At 61.3% G+C, this 19,876-nt stretch carries 20 protein-coding genes, 1 pseudogene and 1 riboswitch; of the genes and pseudogenes, 14 read left to right on the top strand and 7 right to left on the bottom strand.

The window, feature by feature from the left end; all coding sequences use genetic code 11:
- Positions 1-99 precede the first annotated feature (99 nt).
- From G9X68_RS24665 to G9X68_RS24700, 8 genes are all read left to right on the top strand, one after another.
- A complete protein-coding gene (locus G9X68_RS24665; RefSeq protein ID WP_171604628.1) occupies positions 100-2,316 on the top strand; it encodes a primosomal protein N' in 2,217 nt (738 codons plus the stop codon).
- Between the two features lie 78 nt (positions 2,317-2,394).
- Entirely contained in the window at positions 2,395-2,784 is a 390-nt protein-coding gene (locus G9X68_RS24670; RefSeq protein WP_012759252.1) for an AGROH133_08824 family phage infection protein, read from the top strand.
- A 255-nt stretch (positions 2,785-3,039) separates the two neighbouring features.
- Positions 3,040-3,606 carry a F0F1 ATP synthase subunit delta gene (locus tag G9X68_RS24675; RefSeq protein WP_012759251.1) on the top strand — a complete coding sequence of 189 codons (567 nt, stop codon included), beginning with the start codon at positions 3,040-3,042 and terminating at the stop codon, positions 3,604-3,606.
- Positions 3,606-5,135, top strand: a complete 1,530-nt coding sequence (atpA, locus tag G9X68_RS24680; protein ID WP_003589851.1) for a F0F1 ATP synthase subunit alpha — start codon at positions 3,606-3,608, stop codon at positions 5,133-5,135. Before G9X68_RS24675 ends, atpA begins: the two co-directional genes overlap by 1 nt.
- Positions 5,136-5,163: 28 nt before the next feature.
- Entirely contained in the window at positions 5,164-6,048 is an 885-nt protein-coding gene (locus tag G9X68_RS24685; RefSeq protein ID WP_097580623.1) for a F0F1 ATP synthase subunit gamma, read from the top strand.
- Positions 6,049-6,071: 23 nt separating this feature from the next.
- Complete coding sequence (gene atpD / locus G9X68_RS24690; protein WP_097580624.1) at positions 6,072-7,508, top strand: F0F1 ATP synthase subunit beta; 1,437 nt, start codon at positions 6,072-6,074, stop codon at positions 7,506-7,508.
- A complete protein-coding gene (locus tag G9X68_RS24695; RefSeq protein WP_003543462.1) occupies positions 7,508-7,747 on the top strand; it encodes a hypothetical protein in 240 nt (79 codons plus the stop codon). The genes atpD and G9X68_RS24695 overlap by 1 nt, the downstream gene beginning before the upstream one ends.
- Entirely contained in the window at positions 7,747-8,154 is a 408-nt protein-coding gene (locus tag G9X68_RS24700) for a F0F1 ATP synthase subunit epsilon (RefSeq protein ID WP_012759246.1), read from the top strand. Before G9X68_RS24695 ends, G9X68_RS24700 begins: the two co-directional genes overlap by 1 nt.
- Positions 8,155-8,304: 150 nt before the next feature.
- On the opposite strand, the gene G9X68_RS24705 is transcribed toward G9X68_RS24700, so the two are convergent.
- The 7 genes and pseudogenes from G9X68_RS24705 to G9X68_RS24735 all read right to left on the bottom strand — a co-directional run bounded on the left by G9X68_RS24705 (position 8,305) and on the right by G9X68_RS24735 (position 14,705).
- Complete coding sequence (locus G9X68_RS24705) at positions 8,305-9,042, bottom strand: sugar transferase (RefSeq protein ID WP_171604629.1); 738 nt, start codon at positions 9,040-9,042, stop codon at positions 8,305-8,307.
- Between the two features lie 167 nt (positions 9,043-9,209).
- The gene (locus tag G9X68_RS24710) at positions 9,210-10,430 is read right to left on the bottom strand and encodes an acyltransferase family protein (protein ID WP_171604630.1); all 1,221 of its coding nucleotides are present in this window, start codon (positions 10,428-10,430) and stop codon (positions 9,210-9,212) included.
- 121 nt (positions 10,431-10,551) lie between these two features.
- Positions 10,552-11,562 carry an ABC transporter substrate-binding protein gene (locus tag G9X68_RS24715; protein WP_171604631.1) on the bottom strand — a complete coding sequence of 337 codons (1,011 nt, stop codon included), beginning with the start codon at positions 11,560-11,562 and terminating at the stop codon, positions 10,552-10,554.
- 66 nt (positions 11,563-11,628) lie between these two features.
- Positions 11,629-12,441: an ABC transporter ATP-binding protein gene (locus G9X68_RS24720; RefSeq protein WP_171604632.1), complete on the bottom strand. Its 813-nt coding sequence runs from the start codon at positions 12,439-12,441 to the stop codon at positions 11,629-11,631.
- Complete coding sequence (locus tag G9X68_RS24725; RefSeq protein WP_171604633.1) at positions 12,438-13,244, bottom strand: ABC transporter permease; 807 nt, start codon at positions 13,242-13,244, stop codon at positions 12,438-12,440. Before G9X68_RS24725 ends, G9X68_RS24720 begins: the two co-directional genes overlap by 4 nt.
- Before the next feature lie 11 nt (positions 13,245-13,255).
- Positions 13,256-13,864, bottom strand: coding sequence for a YkoF family thiamine/hydroxymethylpyrimidine-binding protein (locus G9X68_RS24730; RefSeq protein WP_171604634.1), 609 nt, complete (start codon positions 13,862-13,864; stop codon positions 13,256-13,258).
- A riboswitch (TPP riboswitch) is annotated at positions 13,855-13,968 on the bottom strand. Its footprint overlaps the gene before it by 10 nt.
- A 162-nt stretch (positions 13,969-14,130) precedes the next feature.
- Positions 14,131-14,705: pseudogene (locus G9X68_RS24735) on the bottom strand (NADPH-dependent FMN reductase).
- Positions 14,706-14,788: 83 nt separating this feature from the next.
- Between G9X68_RS24735 and soxR the strand changes: the two are divergent.
- The 6 genes from soxR (at position 14,789) to G9X68_RS24765 (ending at position 19,832) form a co-directional block, all read left to right on the top strand.
- Positions 14,789-15,253, top strand: coding sequence for a redox-sensitive transcriptional activator SoxR (soxR, locus tag G9X68_RS24740; protein ID WP_168314778.1), 465 nt, complete (start codon positions 14,789-14,791; stop codon positions 15,251-15,253).
- Positions 15,254-15,364: 111 nt separating this feature from the next.
- On the top strand, positions 15,365-16,135 hold the full coding sequence (locus tag G9X68_RS24745; RefSeq protein ID WP_171604635.1) for an SDR family NAD(P)-dependent oxidoreductase: 771 nt from the start codon (positions 15,365-15,367) through the stop codon (positions 16,133-16,135).
- A 102-nt stretch (positions 16,136-16,237) separates the two neighbouring features.
- Positions 16,238-16,579 carry an ArsR/SmtB family transcription factor gene (locus G9X68_RS24750; protein WP_129421924.1) on the top strand — a complete coding sequence of 114 codons (342 nt, stop codon included), beginning with the start codon at positions 16,238-16,240 and terminating at the stop codon, positions 16,577-16,579.
- Between the two features lie 191 nt (positions 16,580-16,770).
- Positions 16,771-17,664, top strand: coding sequence for a LysR family transcriptional regulator (locus tag G9X68_RS24755; RefSeq protein ID WP_003543441.1), 894 nt, complete (start codon positions 16,771-16,773; stop codon positions 17,662-17,664).
- Between the two features lie 135 nt (positions 17,665-17,799).
- Positions 17,800-18,279 (top strand): formate dehydrogenase subunit gamma, encoded by a 480-nt coding sequence (locus G9X68_RS24760; protein ID WP_171604636.1) that lies wholly within the window; start codon positions 17,800-17,802, stop codon positions 18,277-18,279.
- Positions 18,276-19,832 (top strand): formate dehydrogenase beta subunit, encoded by a 1,557-nt coding sequence (locus tag G9X68_RS24765; RefSeq protein WP_171604637.1) that lies wholly within the window; start codon positions 18,276-18,278, stop codon positions 19,830-19,832. The genes G9X68_RS24760 and G9X68_RS24765 overlap by 4 nt, the downstream gene beginning before the upstream one ends.
- The last annotated feature ends 44 nt before the right edge of the window (positions 19,833-19,876 follow it).

Here is a 19,876-nt window from a genome sequence, read left to right on the forward strand (position 1 = left end):
TTTCTGGGCTTCACCCTTTAAATCGTCGCGACGACCCGGAACGCGTCGCTCCCTCTTTGCGGTTCCAATTCGATCGATTTGCGGGCATGGTCTCGCGCGATGAGCACAGATTCGTCCGATCTCTTTGGCGCGCTTTTCGAGGCACCGCCCGCGAACCGAACGGTTCCCGTGCTGGTGCCGATGCCGGCGCCGAAACCCTATTCCTATTCGGTGCCGGATGGCATGGCGGTCGAGCCCGGTTCGGTCGTGCAGGTGCCGCTCGGCCCGCGGCAGGTGATCGGCGTCGTCTGGGACGGCGGCGAGGACGGCGTCGATCCGAAGAAGCTTCGGCCGATCAGCCATGTCTTCGACTGCCCGCCGCTTTCGAGCGAGATGCGGGATTTCATCGATTGGGTGGCGACCTATACGCTCTCGCCGCCCGGCCTCGTCGCGCGGATGGCGCTCCGGGCGCCGAACGCCTTCGAGCCGGAACCGATGGTGGAGGGGCTGAAGCTCGTCGGCGGCGAACCGGAGCGGATGACGCCGGCGCGCGCCCGGGTGCTTGATACCGCCTCCGACGGCTTTTCATGGACACGCAGCGGCCTTGCGCATGCGGCGGGCGTCTCGACGAGTGTCGTCGATGGGCTGATCACGCTCGGTATCTTCGAGACTGTATTCCTGCCGCCGCCGCCGGTCGTTGCGATGCCGGATCCGGATTTTGCCGCCGCACGTCTCGAAGGGCCGCAGAAGCAGGCGGCCGAAGAGATCGTTTCCGATGTCGGCAAGGGCGAATTTTCGGTGTCGCTGATCGACGGGGTGACCGGCTCCGGCAAGACCGAGGTTTATTTCGAGGCGATTGCCGAGACGCTGAAACGTGGCAAGCAGGTGCTGATCCTACTGCCGGAGATCGCGCTGACGGCGAGTTTCATGGAGCGTTTCCAGGACCGTTTCGGGGCAAAGCCGGCCGAATGGCATTCCGATCTTGCGCCGCGCATGCGCGAAAAGGTCTGGCGCCAGGCGGTGACCGGCGAAGTGCGCGTCGTGGCGGGCGCCCGCTCGGCGCTCTTCCTGCCCTTCGAGGATCTCGGCCTGATCATCGTCGACGAGGAACACGATCCCGCTTACAAGCAGGAGGATCGCGTCTTCTACAATGCTCGCGACATGGCTGTCGTGCGCGGCCGCATCGGCGATTTTCCCGTCATCCTGGTATCGGCGACGCCGTCGGTCGAAAGCCAGGTCAACGGCCAGAGCGGACGCTACAGCACCGTCCACCTGCCGACGCGTTTCGGCGATGCAGCGATGCCGGACCTGCATCTGGTCGATATGCGCAGGCACGCGCCGGAGCGGGGCGGCTTCCTGTCGCCGGTGCTGATCCGGGCGATCGGCAAGACGGTGGAGAAGCGCGAACAGGCGCTGCTCTTTCTCAATCGGCGCGGGTATGCGCCGCTGACGCTCTGCCGGGTCTGCGGCCACCGGTTCCAATGCCCGCAATGTTCGAGCTGGCTGGTGGAGCATCGTTTCCGCAAGCAGCTGCAATGCCATCAATGCGGCCATGCCGAGCGCACGCCGGAGGCGTGCCCGGACTGCGGCACACTCGACCATCTCGTCGCCTGCGGGCCAGGCGTCGAGCGCATCGCCGAGGAGGTCGAACGGCATTTTCCGGAGGCGCGGACGATCGTTCTCTCCTCGGATATCATGGGCGGGGTGAAGCGGCTGCGGCTGGAGCTGGAAGCGATCGCCAAGGGCGAAGCCGATATCGTCATCGGCACCCAGCTCGTGGCCAAGGGCCACAATTTTCCGCTGATGACGCTAGTCGGCATCGTCGATGCCGATCTTGGCCTTGCCAATGGCGATCCGCGCGCGGCCGAGCGCACCTTCCAGCTTTTGTCGCAGGTGACGGGCCGGGCCGGGCGCACCGGGCTTAAGAGCCATGGGCTGCTGCAGACCTATCAGCCGCAGCATCCTGTCATGCAGGCAATTGTCTCCGGCGATTCCGACGCCTTCTACGAGCGCGAGATCACCGAACGCGAACGCGCCCTATTGCCGCCCTTCGGCAGGCTCGCCTCGATCATCGTTTCGGCTGAAACCCGCCATGATGCTGAAAACCATGCGCGCGGCATGCGCAACGCCGCACCGCAGGTGTCGGGTATCTCGGTGCTCGGCCCGGCCGAAGCGCCGCTTGCGCTGGTGCGCGGCCGCCACCGCTTCCGTCTTTTGGTCCACGGGAGGCGGAACTCGGACATGCAGGGGTTCCTGCGGGCGATGCTGTCGCAATCGCCCAAGGAGCGCGGATCGGTGCAGGTGCAGCTGGATATCGATCCGCAGAGTTTTCTCTGAATGATGACGCCACCATTCCCTCCTTTTTCCGCCCATGCCATAAAACACTGATTCATCCGGGTGATTTGGGGCTGATGCATGGAGTTTTACTTTCCGACCGAGCTTGGCGAACAGCTTGCCTTTTGCTCCGCCGCTTTCACGGCACTCGCCGGCTTCATCATGATGTTTGCGCCGGGCCATACTTTCCGTCTTCTCGGTCTGCAGGCGCAGGAGGGGCGGCCGGAAGGCTTCGGCGAGGGACGCTCGATGGGTGGTTTCTATCTCGGTTTCGGGCTGTCGGCGATCATGCTCGCCCAGGACTGGATCTATATGGCGCTCGGCGCCTCCTTCGCGATGGCTGCCTTTGCCCGTGTCATCTCGATCCTGTCCGATAAGGGGAGTAATCTCGTCAACTATTTACTCCTGGTTGTGCAGATCGCTTTGGCCGCGCTACCGCTGCTCTACGTTTTCGGCTTCACCCAGACGTGACGCTCGCTGCCGGCAGATGGCTTCTTCGGCCTGCTTTCAGGCCATTGCGCGATTTTGCAGACAGAAATTCATGTGAAAGGCGTATTCGGGCATTACGCGTGTTGCGAGTCCGAACATCCTATGTTAGACGGACCCCGAATTTCGGAAGAAGCAAGAGGCTTCTCTTGTGATTTCTGGGGGAAATCAAAACGAATTCAAGGTCATAGGTTCGGCGCCCGCCGAGAGCCGGATTTTGGGTTGAAATCAGGGAAATTTGTGCCAGTGGCAGACACGTCCCAGCTTACTTCTGGTGTTGCAGAACGCTATGCCTCGTCGCTTTTCGAACTGGCGCTCGAGCAGGGCGCCGTCGACAGCGTAACCGCCGATCTTGACCATTTCCAGGCTATGCTGGATGAGAGCGCCGACCTGAAGCGCTTCGTCGCAAGCCCGGTTTTTTCCGCTGAAGACCAGCTGAAGGCGATTGTCGCCATCAGCGAGAAGGCTGGCATCAGCGGTTTCTTCGCCAATTTCCTGAAGGTCGTGGCACGCAACCGCCGCCTGTTTGCCCTGCCGGGTATGATCAAGGCCTTCCGCATCATCGCCGCGAACCATCGCGGTGAAATCTCCGCCGAGGTCACCTCGGCACATGCGCTTTCGCAAGCGCAGGAAACCGAATTGAAGGTGGCACTCAAGAGCGTTACCGGCAAAGACGTGACGATTGCCGTCACGGTTGATCCGTCAATTCTTGGTGGTCTGATCGTGAAGGTCGGGTCCCGCCAGATTGATACGTCTCTTCGTACCAAACTCTCTACCCTTAAGCTCGCATTGAAAGAGGTTGGCTGATGGATATCCGCGCCGCGGAAATTTCCGCAATTCTCAAAGACCAGATTAAAAATTTCGGCAAAGAGGCAGAAGTCTCGGAAGTCGGCCAGGTTCTCTCCGTCGGTGACGGTATCGCTCGTGTCTATGGTCTGGACAATGTCCAGGCCGGTGAAATGGTCGAGTTCCCGGGCGGCATCCGCGGCATGGCGCTGAACCTCGAATCCGACAATGTCGGCGTCGTCATCTTCGGCTCCGACCGCGACATCAAGGAAGGCGACACCGTCAAGCGGACCGGCGCCATCGTTGACGTTCCGGTTGGTCCGGAACTGCTCGGCCGCGTCGTCGACGCGCTCGGCAATCCGATCGACGGCAAGGGCCCGATCAACGCGACGCGCCGTTCGCGCGTCGACGTGAAGGCTCCCGGCATTATTCCGCGCAAGTCGGTTCATGAGCCGATGTCGACCGGCCTCAAGGCCATCGACGCGCTGATCCCGGTTGGCCGCGGCCAGCGCGAGCTGGTCATCGGTGACCGCCAGACCGGCAAGACCGCGATCCTTCTCGATGCCTTCCTCAACCAGAAGGCCATTCACGACAACGGTCCGGAAGGCGAAAAGCTTTACTGCGTCTACGTCGCCGTCGGTCAGAAGCGTTCGACCGTCGCCCAGTTCGTCAAGGTGCTCGAAGAGCGCGGTGCACTGAAGTATTCGATCATCGTTGCCGCCACCGCTTCCGATCCGGCGCCGATGCAGTTCCTGGCTCCGTTTGCCGGCTGCGCCATGGGCGAATATTTCCGTGACAACGGCATGCATGCGCTGATCGGCTACGACGACTTGTCCAAGCAGGCCGTGTCCTACCGCCAGATGTCGCTGCTGCTGCGCCGCCCGCCGGGCCGCGAAGCCTATCCGGGCGACGTTTTCTACCTGCACTCGCGCCTGCTCGAGCGCGCTGCGAAGATGAACGACGACAAGGGCGCCGGTTCGCTGACCGCTCTGCCGGTCATCGAAACGCAGGGCAACGACGTGTCGGCCTTCATTCCGACCAACGTCATCTCAATCACCGACGGTCAGATCTTCCTTGAAACCGACCTGTTCTATCAGGGTATCCGCCCGGCCGTGAACGTCGGTCTGTCGGTTTCCCGCGTCGGTTCGTCGGCACAGATCAAGGCGATGAAGCAGGTTGCCGGCTCGATCAAGGGCGAGCTCGCCCAGTATCGCGAAATGGCCGCCTTCGCCCAGTTCGGTTCGGACCTCGACGCTGCGACACAGCGCCTGCTGAACCGTGGTGCACGCCTGACCGAACTCCTGAAGCAGCCGCAGTTCTCGCCGCTGAAGACGGAAGAGCAGGTCGCCGTGATCTTTGCAGGCGTCAACGGCTATCTCGACAAGCTGCCGGTCGCTTCGGTCGGCAAGTTCGAGCAGGGCTTCCTCTCATATCTGCGTTCGGAAGGCTCCGCCATCCTCGACGCGATCCGCACGGAAAAGGCAATCAGCGACGATACCAAGGGCAAGCTCACCGCTGCTCTCGATAGCTTCGCAAAGTCTTTCTCGTAATCAGGCCCTAAGTTAGGACGGATCACGGATGCCTTCACTTAAGGATCTGAAAAACCGGATCGCCTCCGTCAAGGCGACGCAGAAGATCACCAAGGCGATGAAAATGGTCGCCGCGGCGAAGCTTCGGCGTGCGCAGGAGGCGGCCGAGGCCGCCCGGCCTTATTCGCAGCGCATGGGTGCGGTTCTGGCGAACATTGCCAAGGCCGTCACCGATGCCGACGGCGCACCGACGCTGATGACCGGCACCGGCCAGGACAAGGTCCATCTGCTGGTGGTCTGCACGGCCGAACGTGGTCTTTGCGGCGGTTTCAACTCGCAGATCGCCCGCTTTGCACGCGAACATGTCCGCAAGCTGCTTGCCGAAGGCAAGACGGTGAAGATCTTCACCGTCGGCAAGAAGGGTCACGACATCCTTCGCCGCGAATTCTCGTCGCTGATCATCGAGCGCAAGGAATTGCGCGACGTCAAGCGCGTCGGCTTCGAGAATGCGGACCAGATCGGCAAGCGCATCATCGAGATGTATGCTGCCGGCGAGTTCGACGTCTGCACGCTGTTCTATTCCGAGTTCAAGTCGGTGATCAGTCAGATTCCGACGGCGCAGCAGCTCATCCCGGCTTCAACGGGAGCTGTGCAGACCGAAGATGCCGTACATGCAGGCGCCGTCTACGAATACGAGCCGGATCCGGCATCGATCCTCGAAGATCTGATCCCGCGCAACATCTCCGTCCAGATCTTCCGCGCGCTCCTTGAGAACGTCGCAGGTGAGATGGGCGCCAAGATGAGCGCTATGGACAATGCGACGCGTAATGCCGGTGAGATGATCAACAAGCTGACGCTGAGCTACAACCGCCAGCGTCAGGCGCAGATCACCAAGGAACTCATTGAAATCATTTCGGGCGCGGAAGCGCTCTGAGGCTAGGAAAAGAGGGTCAGAAAATGGCTGAGGCAGCTACCCCCAAGATCGGCTCTGTCGGCAGAGTCACCCAGGTTATCGGCGCCGTCGTCGACGTTGCTTTCGAAGGCGAACTGCCGAAGATCCTGAACGCGCTGGAAACCACCAACCACGGCAACCGCCTGGTTCTCGAAGTTGCGCAGCACCTTGGCGAAAACGTCGTCCGTACCATCGCGATGGACTCGAGCGAAGGTCTCGTCCGCGGCCAGGAAGTCGCCGATACCGGCGCTCCGATCATGGTTCCGGTCGGCAACGAGACGCTCGGCCGCATCATGAACGTCATCGGCGAGCCGGTTGACGAAGCCGGTCCGCTGGTCACTGCTCACAAGCGCGCCATCCACCAGGATGCGCCGTCTTATGTCGAGCAGTCGACGGAATCGCAGATCCTCGTCACCGGCATCAAGGTCGTCGATCTTCTGGCTCCTTACGCACGCGGCGGCAAGATCGGCCTGTTCGGCGGCGCCGGCGTCGGCAAGACCGTTCTGATCATGGAACTGATCAACAACGTCGCCAAGGCGCATGGTGGTTACTCGGTTTTTGCCGGTGTCGGTGAACGCACGCGCGAAGGCAACGACCTCTATCACGAAATGATCGAATCGAACGTCAACAAGCATGGCGGCGGCGAAGGCTCGAAGGCGGCACTTGTTTACGGTCAGATGAACGAGCCGCCGGGCGCCCGCGCCCGCGTCGCCCTGACCGGCCTGACGGTCGCCGAACACTTCCGCGACCAGGGCCAGGACGTTCTGTTCTTCGTCGACAACATCTTCCGCTTCACGCAGGCAGGTTCCGAAGTGTCGGCTCTGCTCGGCCGCATCCCGTCGGCCGTCGGTTATCAGCCGACGCTCGCAACCGACATGGGCCAGATGCAGGAACGCATCACCACGACGACGACCGGCTCGATCACCTCGGTTCAGGCCATTTACGTTCCGGCCGACGACTTGACCGACCCGGCGCCGGCGACCTCGTTTGCTCACCTTGACGCAACGACGGTTCTGTCGCGCTCGATCGCTGAAAAGGGCATCTATCCGGCGGTCGATCCGCTCGACTCCACCTCGCGCATGCTCGATCCGATGGTCGTCGGCGAAGAGCACTACGAAGTCGCCCGTAAGGTCCAGTCGACGCTGCAGCGCTACAAGGCCCTGCAGGACATCATCGCGATCCTTGGCATGGACGAACTGTCCGAAGAGGACAAGATCGCTGTCGCGCGCGCCCGCAAGATCGAGCGTTTCCTGTCGCAGCCGTTCTTCGTCGCCGAAGTCTTCACCGGCTCGCCGGGTAAGCTGGTTGCTCTCGAAGACACGATCAAGGGCTTCAAGGGCCTCGTCAACGGCGAATACGATCATCTGCCGGAAGCTGCCTTCTACATGGTCGGCTCGATGGAAGAAGCGGTCGAAAAGGCCAAGAAGCTCGCAGCTGCTTAATGAGCGATGCGCTAGACGAGATATTCTGCTGCGACTCCCTGAAAGGGGTCGTGGCGGATCTTCCGGAACCAGCAGCGCCGACTGTCTATCGCGCCGATAATGGCGTGCTGATGATGGTGGTGGGGTTGGTCCAGAGCGAGGAAGGCCTCGGTTATCTCGATCAAGCGATAATGCACTGCCCGTTCTGCGGGACTAAATTGCAAGATGCGAAAGCCATAGCCGAGAAGGTAAGTCACTGATGGCTGACAATTTCAACTTTGAGCTCGTTTCGCCGGAGCGTCTGCTGCTGTCGGAGATGGTGACCGAGGTCGTCATCCCCGCGACTGAAGGCGAGATGACGGTCATGGCAAACCATGCGCCGACGATGACGACGATCAAGCCGGGCGTCGTGAGCGTGCGTTCGGCCTCCGGTAAGAAGCAGGACTACGTTGTGTTCGGCGGTTTTGCCGATATCCTGCCGACCGGCTGCACATTGCTTGCCGAATCCGCGGTTCCGGTCGAGGAACTCCACAAGGACGAACTGACCCGTCGCATCGAGGCCGCCCGCAAGGAACTCGAACATGCCGAGCTGCACGAGCACAAGTCGAAGCTCGAACACTTCATCATGGAACTGACGCATCTGCGCGGCGTCGTCCAGCAGGATTGATCGCAACCGACTGCGACGATCAAAGGCGGCTTTAACAGCCGCCTTTTTTGTGTCTGTTCACCTGTCGGAATACGGCAGAGAGTGTCCAGCGGGCGGCTTGAAATGAAGAAGCGGCCGATAGGGCCGATGTACCAAGATGCCGGCTTCGGCTCAGAAGCCGGTGCCGCCGCGCAGCTCGATGACGACCGTCTTGAACAGTATCTTAAGATCGAGCAGCAGGCTGAAATTCCTGACGTAATAGATATCACAGGCGATGCGGGCGCGGGCTTCCAACGGTCGTGCCGTCGGGCCGCGCCAGCCGCGTGTCTGGGCAAGACCGGTAATGCCGGGTCGCATGATATGGCGATGGTGGTAGTCCGGCACCAGTTCCTCGTAGAGCTGGCCGGCTGCCCGCATATTGATGGCGTGGCAGCGCGGGCCGACCAGCGACATGTCACCCTTGAGGACGTTCAGCAGCTGCGGCAGCTCGTCGATATTGGTCTTGCGGAGCACCGCGCCGATGCCTGTCACCCGGCTGTCGCCCTTGACCGTCTGTTGGATGCCGCTGGGATCGCAAGCTTCGGCGCGCATCGATCGGAATTTGAAGACCGTGATCTTCTGGCCGTTCAATCCCCAGCGGATCTGGCGGAAAAACACCGGACCGCCGTCGTCGAGTTTGATGAAAAGCGCGATTGCCAGAAAAAGCGGCGCCAGCACGATGAGGGCACTGACTGAGGCGACGATATCGATCAAACGCTTCACACCCAGCCGCACAGCCATTTTTCTTTCGACAAGGGAGAAGCTATCCGGCTGGCGAATGTTGGAGTTCGCTATAACCAGGGTCTTGGTTTTGTCCTGACGCTGAGATGGATCGAAGCGCGAATTCGTCTTCGAAGTAAAAGCATTCATTACGCAAGGTCCACAAGTTTAGATGCGATACTGAACAGCAAGGAGACAGATACATCGTCACGTATCGTTTGTCATCGGTATAAATAAGAATTCCGTAACCCTAAAGACGCCAAAAATGGGAGTATTTCGCGTTAACCTTAACGCCTGTAGTTGCGCTATCCGGAAACTTATACTTTGAAAGGAGTAGCCCGATTGGATTGGCGGGATGTCAGTCGATTTCCGACGTCGATCGCCGGTTTTTCCAGCAGGTGGTAGCTGAGGCTTGCTACCAGAAGGATGAGCGCTGCCGCCAGCCCGCAAGATTGCAGCCAGCCGGTGACGACATTTTCCGAGGAAACGCCGAACGAACCCGGGTCGAGCCTCTGGATCAATAGCAGGATGATCTCCTGCCAAATATAGATGCCGAAGGAGATCTTTGCGATATAGCGGACAGGAGCGTTGTCGAGCAGCCTGCCTAGATGTTGCGAATGGCTGAGCGAAACGAGGGCGGCCCCGACCGCCAGCGGGAAGACCGGAAAGCCATAGGGGATTTCGAGCCAACCGTAACCCTCGGCGGAGCCGCCGGGCGATATGACGAGGCGGTAGCCGGCAATGGCGAGGGCGAGCAGCGCTGCGGCATCGAACCAGGAGGAACGCCTCCCTGGGAGCATGGCCTCGACGCCAGCGGCAAGCGCACCGAGCGCGAAGACGGCGAAAAAGCCGATCGGATTATATCTCGGCATCCATTCCTTCGCCCCGCCCTGCAGGCCGTACTGCCAGCCGCGTCCGATGTCGTTGAGCGGAAACAAGGTGAGGATCAGCAAATGAGCCAGGAGTACGGCTGTGATGACGCATAACCAGGCGAAGCGAGCAAACAACGGGCGCTGCCTGAGGACGGGCACACGAAAAAGCAGGAGAAAGCAGACCGGCAGAAGCACATAGCTGGTGACCTCGAAGGGAATGGACCAGAGCGGCCCGTCGGCTTCGACAGGAAAGAAGGTGCGCCAATGCCACTGGCTCATGAACAGCAGCCCGGAGACGTAGCGGAGCGTAAGCTCCTGGGTCAGCGGCAGGGCAAGCAGCGTCAGGCTGAGGGCGAAGCTGACGGTGGCGGCGAACCAGAAGCCCGGAGCGATGCGCGCCATCCTGCGGATCGTGTAATGCCGCAGGCTCGGCATGTCGCTGCCCGCGTCGAGCGCACGCCAGAAGGGATGAGCAAGAAGAAAGCCGCTGAGCACGAAGAAGATGGCAACGCCGAAATTACCGAAGCGGAGGATGTTTGCGGTCGGTCCGAGTTCGTCAGGGATTCTGCGCATATCCAGCCGCAGCGCGAAGTGGTGGGCAAGCACCAGCAGACAGGCCGTCGCGCGCAGAAAGTCCGCTCCGGCCAATCTCTCCTGTTGTCGCATCTTATCCCCCGCCCTGCCCGGAGCATGATGCCGAAAAGTGTGAGCGGTTTTCGGATGGCATCATGCTCCGGGTCTCGGACTTTGCAGCGGAAAGCCGCGACGGGCAAGGCAGGCGTTGGGCTCAGTCGAGAAGTTCGTTGGTATAATAGGTGGAAAAGTCCGGCTTCTCCTTGAGTGCGGCGCCATTCGCATCGACCAGAATGCCATTCTCGAGCAGGAAGCCGCCGAGGGCCTCGGCCTTTGCCGGGTCGAGCGTACCGATCACGCCGGCCTCGGATTTCAGAAAGTGCCCCTCGATCAATGCCTTCTGAGAAGCCTTTACCAGTTCCGCATTCATCAGCGCGCCGTTGCTTCCAGAGATCAGCAGGTCGCAGGCTTCGTCGGGATGGTCGACGGAGTAGGCATAACCCTTTCGTGTCGCCTGGATGAAGGCGCGGGCGTGTTCCCGGTTTGCCGAGAGATAGGCGTCGCTGGAGACGATGACCGTTGTCTGCTCGTCGGGAATGCCATAATCGGAATAGTGGAAGCGGCCGATCTTCCGGTTTTCCAGTTCGGCCGCGATGCCTTCCCAGGTGTAGATCTCCAGCGTGAAATCGATCGAGCCATTGTCCAGCGCCTCGTAAGCGGAGGTGCCGAGGGTAACGGTTTTGACGTCGCCTTTGCCGCCGTCATTGCGGATCATCGCGGAGATCAGCGCGCTCTCCCAGGTTCCGCCAAAGCCGCCATAGGTCTTGCCGTCGAGGTCTTTCGGGCTCTTGATGTCGTCGCGTCCACCCTTGAAGATCAGGCGTGCGGTTTCCGTCTGGACGACGCCGTAGACCATCTTCACGTCACCGCCGCCGGCGCGCTGCGTGAGGGTCTCGATCTCACTGCTGATGCCGAAATCGGCAACGCCGTTCGACACCAGCGTTCCGGCGCTGGTATCGGTGAAGGGGAGAATCTCGACATCGAGCCCGGCCGCCTCATAGAAGCCCTTCGCCTTGGCGACATAGATGCCGATATGGTTGGTGTTGGGTGTCCAGTCGAGCGCGATGCGAACCTTTGCGGGCGCCGATTGGGCGAAGGCGGTGTGGCCGGCGAGGCTTGCCGCGATGGCGGCGAAGATCGTCTGGCGGCGGGTGAGAAGCAGCATGGTGACCTCCTCAGGTCTCTAGAGCATGATGCCGAAGTGTGAGCGGTTTTCGGACGACATCATGCTCTAACTCTTTAAATTAGAACAGGATTCAGATTTTAGGCCGGCCGGCCTAAAATCATCCTGTTCTAGCGGATGAAGCAGGGTTTGCAGGATTTCGGTTTCGATCGCCTGGGCCGCCGGCGAGCCGAGATCGGCGATGCTTCTCGGACGGGGCAGGGGAACGCGGAATTCGCGGATAATACGCGCCGGACGGGCCGAAAGCACGTAGATCCGGTCGGAGAGGAACACGGCCTCGCGAACATCATGGGTGATCAGCAGCGCCGTCCAGCGGTGCTCGGTCCACATGCCCTGCAGCCATTCCTGGATCTGCGTGCGCGTCAGCGCGTCTAGCGCGCCGAAAGGCTCGTCGAGCAGCAGCATGTCCTGGGTCTGGACGACGGTGCGCAACAGCGCGGCGCGCTGACGCATGCCGCCGGACAGTTCGGAGGGATAGTGGTGTTCGAAGCCGGCAAGGCCGAAGCTCTCGAACAAAGGCGCCACAGTGGCGCGGGCCGCGCGGCGGCTCATGCCCTTCACCTCGAGGCCGAGTGCCGCATTGTCGATGATCCGGCGCCAGGGCATCAGCGCATCGCGTTGCGGCATGAAGGCGAAGGAATGCGGCGCCTGTTCCAGCGGCGCGCCCTTGAAAAGCATGGCGCCGGAATCGGGTCGAAGCGCCTGTGTCAGCAGTCGCAACACCGTCGATTTTCCGGAGCCGGACGGGCCGACGATCGAAACGAACTCGCCGTCTGCGACAGCGAGCGAAATATCGCCCAGCACCCTCATGCCGTCGAAGGATTTCGAGATGTTGCGCAGTTCAACCATTGCATCGCTCATCGGCGCCGCTCTCCGGATGGTTGCCAAGGCATGACGAGGCGCTGGATCATCAGCGTCAGCCCGAACAGGCAGAGTGTCAGCACGGCGCTGACGACGACGGCGGCGAGCACGAGATCGGGACGGAAATTGTTCTTGGCGTTGAGAATATAAATGCCGAGGCCGCGGGCGGCGCCGGCATATTCGGCAAAGATCGCGCCGACGACAGCATAGGTGATCGAGATCCTGAGGCCGGCGAAGAAATAGGGCAGCGAGGAGGGAAGCCGGGCCAGGCGGAAAATGCGCCAGCGGCTCGCCTTCATCGAATTCAGCAATTCGGCGATGTCGCGGTCGGTCGATTCATAGCCCTGCAGCAAGGCGACGAGCAGCGGAAAGAAGGTGACGAGCGCCACCAGCAGGACCTTCGGCAACAGGCCGAAGCCGAACCAGAGGACGACGAGGGGCGCGATCGCCACCAGCGGCAGGGTCTGGCTGGCGATGAAGATCGGCAGCAATGCCCGGCGCATGAAGGGCATGAAATCCATAAGGATCGATGAGACGAAGGCGAAGGCTAGCGACAGCGCGAAACCGCCGACTGTCGCGCCGAGCGTCGGCCAGGTGTTTGATATCAGCGCCTCGCGGTTCAGCCAGCCCTGAATGACGATGCGTGACGGCGCCGGCAGGATGGAAGGTTTGATGCCGGAAAGATCGACATAGAGTTCCCATGCTGCCAAGAAGACGCAGCCGGCGAGTAAGGCAGGTATTCCCCGGTAGAGAGCCGCGCGAAGCGCGGCAAGGCGCGAAACCAATGGTGGTGACGGTGTCATCGGCGTTCGATTCACGCTTTCGTCGGGCTATTGGCAGACATCGTGATGTCGAGGGTCACATGCCCGTCGGGGTCGCCGAAGCGATAGAAGGCCTCGCGAATGGTTGCGAAGACGGCGCCGGCATCGCCAGAAAGCCTGGTGCAGAAATTCTTGGCGCGGTCGAAGGTGCCGGAACGTTTCAGAAAGTCGATGCAGCCATAGATCTCGTCCATATGGCTGCCGGTTCCCATGACGTAGAGCGAGAATTGCGCAGCGGTCGGCTGCCCGGTCTCGGCGGTGGTTTCAACGGCGGCAAGTGCGGCTGTTATACGATCGGCAAGCGGTTCTGCTTGGCCAAGGGAGGGGTTGCTGCCGCAGATGGCGTCGTCGGGCTCGCCCGGGCAGCCGCGTGAAACAGCAGCGGACAATACGCAATGCTCGCCGGTTTTTGCGGCGGCGACGAAAAGATCGTGCATGGCGGCGAAGAGAATGTCAGGCGGGCCGACCAGCAGTGTGGAGATGTCGTCGATCTCGATGCGCAGCCGGTCGCGATAGGGATCCAGCGCCTTGACGGCATCGAGAATGATGCCGACGAAATTGTCGGACATCGGATAGAGTGACACTTGTGCGCCTGAGAACATCTGAACCTCGCTCCGCTGGCATTACCCAGATCAGCTTTGAAGGGTCCAGAGGCTTGCGCCTCACATCTCAGCCCCGGCAATACGGAGCTCCCCTGTTATTTGCGCGGAAACTATCACCGGGGTTTTCTCCCCGCAACCGCAAAATCGCGATCCCGTCCGTGCGGCCGGAATGAACCGGATGTGACGGAAAACACCCGGGCGGAGGATCTGCCCGGGTGTTCCCAAAGGTTCCGTACCTGCCGGGAACGGAACCGGAGCCCTTCGTCTCAAGCGGCGATATCGGCGTAGGGATGATCACCGCGCGCGGCAATGAGCGCCCGCGTCCACCATTCCAGCCGCGCCATCATCCGGTCGAGCGTGTGCAGAGCGTCGCTCGGATCGTCAAGCCGTCCGGCGACGTCGAAGCGGCTCCATGGCGCGGAAAAGCTGACCGAATCGCGGACGGTGACGGCATGGAGTTCCGCAAAGACGAGCCGTAATTGCTCGACCGCGCGCAAGCCACCGGAGATGCCGCCATAGGAAACAAGGCGACCGGCTTGCCCTGCCAGGGCTCGAAAAACAGATCGATGGTCGATTTCAACGCGGCGCTGAAGCTGTGATTGTATTCCGGCGTGACGATGATGAAGGCGTCGGCCATGCCGAGCCGCCCGGCGAGCCTGTCGATTTCGGGGTGCGCCATGTCACGGTCGGGCGGCAGCGCAAAATCCAGTGGATCGATGATGTCGATATCGAATTGCGGGAAGCGGACGAGCTCCTGCGTCAGCCATTTGACCACCCGGTCGCAGATGCGGCCCTTTCTTGTGCTTCCGTAGATCACCGCCAGCCTGATGGATGTTTTCATGCGCCGCTCCTTCTCGCGATTGGGCTTTACGATTGCTGGAGCAAGGCTTATAAAACCTCAACTAATCTTGAGGTCAAGAGGTAATGGATACAATTCCGGCAACGCCGCTCGGCAAGCTCCTGACGGTCGGCGAAGTGGCGGAGCGCAGCGGCCTGGCCGTCTCGGCGCTGCATTTTTACGAGACCAAGGGGCTGATCTCGAGCATCCGCTCCCGCGGCAATCAACGGCGCTATGGGCGCGATGTGCTTCGCCGGCTCGGCATCATCAAGGTGGCGCAGCGTGTCGGCATTCCGCTTTCGGAAATCCAGGCGGCGTTCGAGTCCCTGCCGCAGGGGCGCACGCCGACCGTCGCCGATTGGCAGACGCTGTCGGCGCTGTGGAAGGATGATCTCGACGCGCGAATCAGGCGGCTTAGCCTGCTGCGCGACCGTCTGACCGGCTGCATCGGCTGCGGCTGCCTGTCGATCGAAAGCTGTCCGTTGCGCAATCCCTGCGACCGGCTCGGCAAGGAAGGGCCGGGCGCGCGGCTTCTGGAGACCGAAAACTAACCCCTGGCCTCACCAGGAAAGATCGATACGCGCCTTTCTTTCAGTCGGCGCGCTCATATGTTAAGGGCGAATGACACAACCGGCGGCACTGTCCGCGAGGAGGACGGCTTCGTGTTCCATCCCAGACTGTTCGAAAATCGCAATGTCGTAGTGACTGGCGCCGGCCGCGGCATCGGCCTTGAAGTGGCCCGGCAGTTCCTGGACTGCGGCGCGAAGGTGATCGTCCATACCGGGCGCAAGCCGGGACGCGACCTGCCGGATTTCCTGCTGACGGCTGAATCCGAAAGACGGGCGCTGCTGCTTAATGCCGATTTCTCCGCGGTCGGTGGGGCAGCGCAATTTGCCGAGGATGCTCTCGCCTTCTTTGATAAGGTCGATGTGCTCGTCAACAATGCCGGCACCATGCTTGGCCGTTTTCCCGCTGCCACGCTCACCGACGCAGAATATGAGGCGGTCGTGCGGCTCAACCAGACATCGGTCGTGGCGCTGACGCGGGCGCTGTTGCCGGCATTGAAGGCGGCTGAAGGCGCAGCCATCGTCAACACGGTTTCGATTTCGGCGCTGACCGGCGGCAGCCCCGGCTCTTCGATCTATTCGGCCTCGAAAGCCTTCGTTGCAACCTATTCCAAGGCGCTTGCCCGTGAGCTTGCACCGGACGGAATCCGCGTCAATTGCGTGTCGCCAGGAACGATCGAGACGGATTTCCATGAGCGCTATTCCTCCCGCGAAAAGCTGGAGCAGACGAGAAAGTCCATCCCCCTGCAGCGGCTCGGCACGGCGGAGGATTGTGCTCCCGCCTATCTGTTCCTGGCGGCTCCCGCCCTCTCGGGTTACATCACCGGACAGGTGATCGAGATCAATGGCGGTCAGCTTATCTGCTGATTTACTTGGACCTTTTTTGGCATTTCTTCATTTTGACCAATTCGCTTCTGCGAATATGCTATTGTGCTGATCTACCTCATCGCCGTCCTTCCGAGATACCGAATGCCGTTGCCCAAACCCAAGCCGGGGATGACCGGCCACGAATTGCACACACTCGCTGGAAAAGCCCATGAAGCGAGCGACCTGCTGAAAGCGCTAGCGCACCAGACCCGGCTTCTGATCCTCTGCATACTGGCGAACGAGGAGCGGACGGTGAGTGAAATCGAAAATATCCTCGGCATACAGCAGGCAATGGTCTCGCAGCAACTGGCGCGGTTAAGGCTCGAAGGCCTGGTCCATACGCGCCGTCAGGGCAGGCTGGTCTATTACAGCATCGGCAATGTCAGCGTGCTTGCCTTCCTCGAATCGCTGTTCGATCTTTTTCCGGCTGCAGAAAACAGTTAGAGCATGATGCCGAAAAGTGTGCGCGGTTTTCGGACGACATCATGCTCTATTTCTTTGATTTAGATCAGGATTCAGATTTTAGGCCGATCGGGCCTGAAATCATCCTGATCTAGAGATCGCCCTTGCGGAGCACGGCTGCTGCGTCAAAGATGAACTGACCCGGATGATGTCATGCCGGATCGGGAGACCGGATGATCGACAAGCTGGAATTCTTCATCGCCCTTGCCAATGAAAAGCACTTTGGCCGCGCCGCGGAGGAGTGCGGGATCTCGCAGCCGACGCTTTCGGCGGCCATCCGGCAGCTCGAGGATCAGCTCGGCGTCATGCTGGTGCAGCGCGGTTCGCGGTTCCAGGGACTGACGCCGGAGGGACAGCGCGTGCTCGAATGGGCCCGGCGCATCGTCGGCGATGCCCGCACCATGCGCGAGGAGATGCGCGCCGCGCGCCGCGGCCTTTCCGGCCACATTCGCCTCGCCGCCATTCCGACCGCGCTCGCCATGCTGTCGCGCATCACCACGCCTTTTCAGGAGCGGCATCCCGGCGTGACCTTCTCGATCGTCTCGCGGAATTCGCTGCAGGTGCTGAGCATGCTTGAAAACCTCGAAATCGATGCCGGCATCACCTATCTCGAAAACGAGCCGCTCGGCCGCGTCACGACCGTTCCCCTCTATGCCGAGCGCTATAATCTGATCACGGCTGCCGGCAGCCCGCTGTCGGATCGCGACAACGTGACCTGGCGGGAGATCGGCGACCTTCGGCTTTGTCTATTGACTGCCGACATGCAGAACCGCCGCATCATCAACCGCCACTTGACGGAAGCAGGCGCCACGGCGCATCCGACGCTTGAATCCAACTCGATGATAGTGTTGTTCTCGCATGTCAGGACCGGACGCTGGGCGAGCATCATGCCGCGCAACGTTGCAAAATCCTTCGGATTTCCGGTCGAAATTCGCATGATCCCGATCGTCGAGCCGGAGGCGCATCATCTGGTCGGCCTTGTTGCGCCTTATCGCGAGCCGTTTACGCCGCTTGTCTCGGCTTTGCTGCATGAAGCGAGAGTGCTCGTGCAAGATGAAGAACTTTGATAGAAAAAAGCTATCAAGCAACGAGATAGCTTTATTGATCGCCGGCTGCTTCCCTGAGATGGTGGTGACGGAATAGCGCTCGGCTGGGGGAGGCCCGCTATTTCGCAACGAGCAAGCCGCTGGGAGGGCTGCCTTATGACCATTCATATCGCCGAAGGCGATATTGCAGCACGCACCCGAGCCATCGTCGCCGATCTTCGCTTTCTCGAAGGGCCGCTGCTTCCCATTCTGCACGAGGTTCAGCAAGAATTCGGCTATGTGCCGCAGGAAGCCATGCCCGTCATCGCGGAGGAATTGAACCTCTCCCGCGCCGAGGTGCATGGCGTGGTGACCTTCTATCACGATTATCGCGACCATCCCGCTGGCCGGCATGTGCTGAAGCTCTGTCGCGCCGAAGCCTGTCAGTCGATGGGCGGCGATGCGCTGGCCGAACGCGTCAAGGCGCTGCTCGGCATCGATTTTCATCAGACGACGCTCGATGGCAGCGTAACGCTGGAGCCGGTCTACTGTCTCGGGCTCTGCGCCTGCGCGCCGGCGGCGATGCTCGACGGCGAGGTCTATGGCCGGGTCGACGATCGGACGGCGGCCGAACTCGTCGCGGAGGCACGCCGATGACAGTCAGGATATATGTTCCGCGCGATGCCGCAGCGCTGGCGCTCGGGGCCGAAAAGGTGGCAAAGGCGATTGCCCAGGAAATCGCCGCCCGCGGCTTCGATGCCGAGATCGTGCGCAACGGCTCGCGCGGAATGTTCTGGCTGGAGCCGCTGGTCGAGGTCGAGGTTGCCGGGAAGCGCATCGGCTATGGATCGGTGAAGTCAGAGGATGTGCCTGAACTGTTCGATGCCGGGATGATTGATGGAGGCGAGCATCGGCTCTGTCTCGGGGAGGTTGAAGACCTCCCGTTCCTCAAGGAACAGACCCGCCTGACCTTCGCCCGCTGCGGCGTCACCGATCCGCTTTCGCTTGGTGATTACGAGGCGCATGGCGGTCTTGCCGGGCTTCGCCGCGCCGTTTCGATGACATCAGCCGATATCGTCAAGGAAGTCACCGATTCCGGCCTTCGCGGCCGCGGCGGCGCCGGCTTTCCCACCGGCATCAAGTGGAAGACCGTTCTCGATGCCGTCGGCGACCGCAAATATATCGTCTGCAATGCCGATGAGGGCGACAGCGGCACCTTTGCCGACCGGATGATCATGGAGGGCGATCCCTTCGTGCTGATCGAGGGCATGGCGATTGCCGGGCTCGCCACCGGGGCGAGCAAGGGTTTCGTCTATACGCGTTCGGAATATCCGCATGCGATCGCGGCGATGACCGAGGCCGTCGGCATCGCGCGCCAGGCCGGCATTCTCGGACTATCGGTGCTCGGATCCGGCCGCGCCTTCGATATCGAGGTGCGCACCGGCGCCGGCGCTTATGTCTGCGGCGAGGAGACGGCACTGCTCAACAGTCTCGAGGGCAAGCGCGGCGTCGTGCGCGCCAAGCCGCCGCTGCCGGCGCATAAGGGATTGTTTAACTGTCCGACCGTCATCAACAATGTGATCTCGCTGGCTTCGGTGCCCATCATCATGGAAAAGGGTGCGGCCTTCTATCGCGATTTCGGCATGGGCCGCTCACGCGGCACAATCCCGCTGCAGATTGCCGGCAATGTCAGATACGGCGGCCTCTATGAAACGGCCTTCGGTCTTTCGCTCGGAGATATCGTCGACAGGATCGGTGGCGGTACAGTGACGGGACGGCCGGTCAAGGCCGTGCAGGTCGGCGGACCGCTCGGCGCCTATTTCCCGCGGGCACTGTTCGACACGCCGTTCGACTACGAATCCTTCGCCGCCAGGGACGGACTGATCGGCCATGCCGGCATCGTCGTCTTCGACGACACGGCCGATATGCTGAAGCAGGCGCGTTTCGCGATGGAATTCTGCGCCGTCGAAAGCTGCGGCAAGTGCACGCCCTGCCGCATCGGCTCGACGCGCGGCGTGGAGACGGCCGACAAGATCGCACACGGGATCGAGCCGGAGAAGAACCGGGCGCTGCTTGCCGATCTCTGCAACACGATGAAGTTCGGCTCGCTCTGTGCGCTGGGTGGGTTCACGCCCTATCCTGTCATGAGCGCCATGACGCATTTCCCGGAGGATTTTTCGCCGGCACCTCTGGTGGAGGCGGCGGAATGACGCGTTTTTCATGGAACGCCTGCGCTGACCTTACCATCTCAAGC

It is taken from the genome of Rhizobium changzhiense (genome assembly GCF_013087625.1).
GTDB classification, from domain to species: Bacteria; Pseudomonadota; Alphaproteobacteria; order Rhizobiales; family Rhizobiaceae; genus Rhizobium; species Rhizobium sophorae.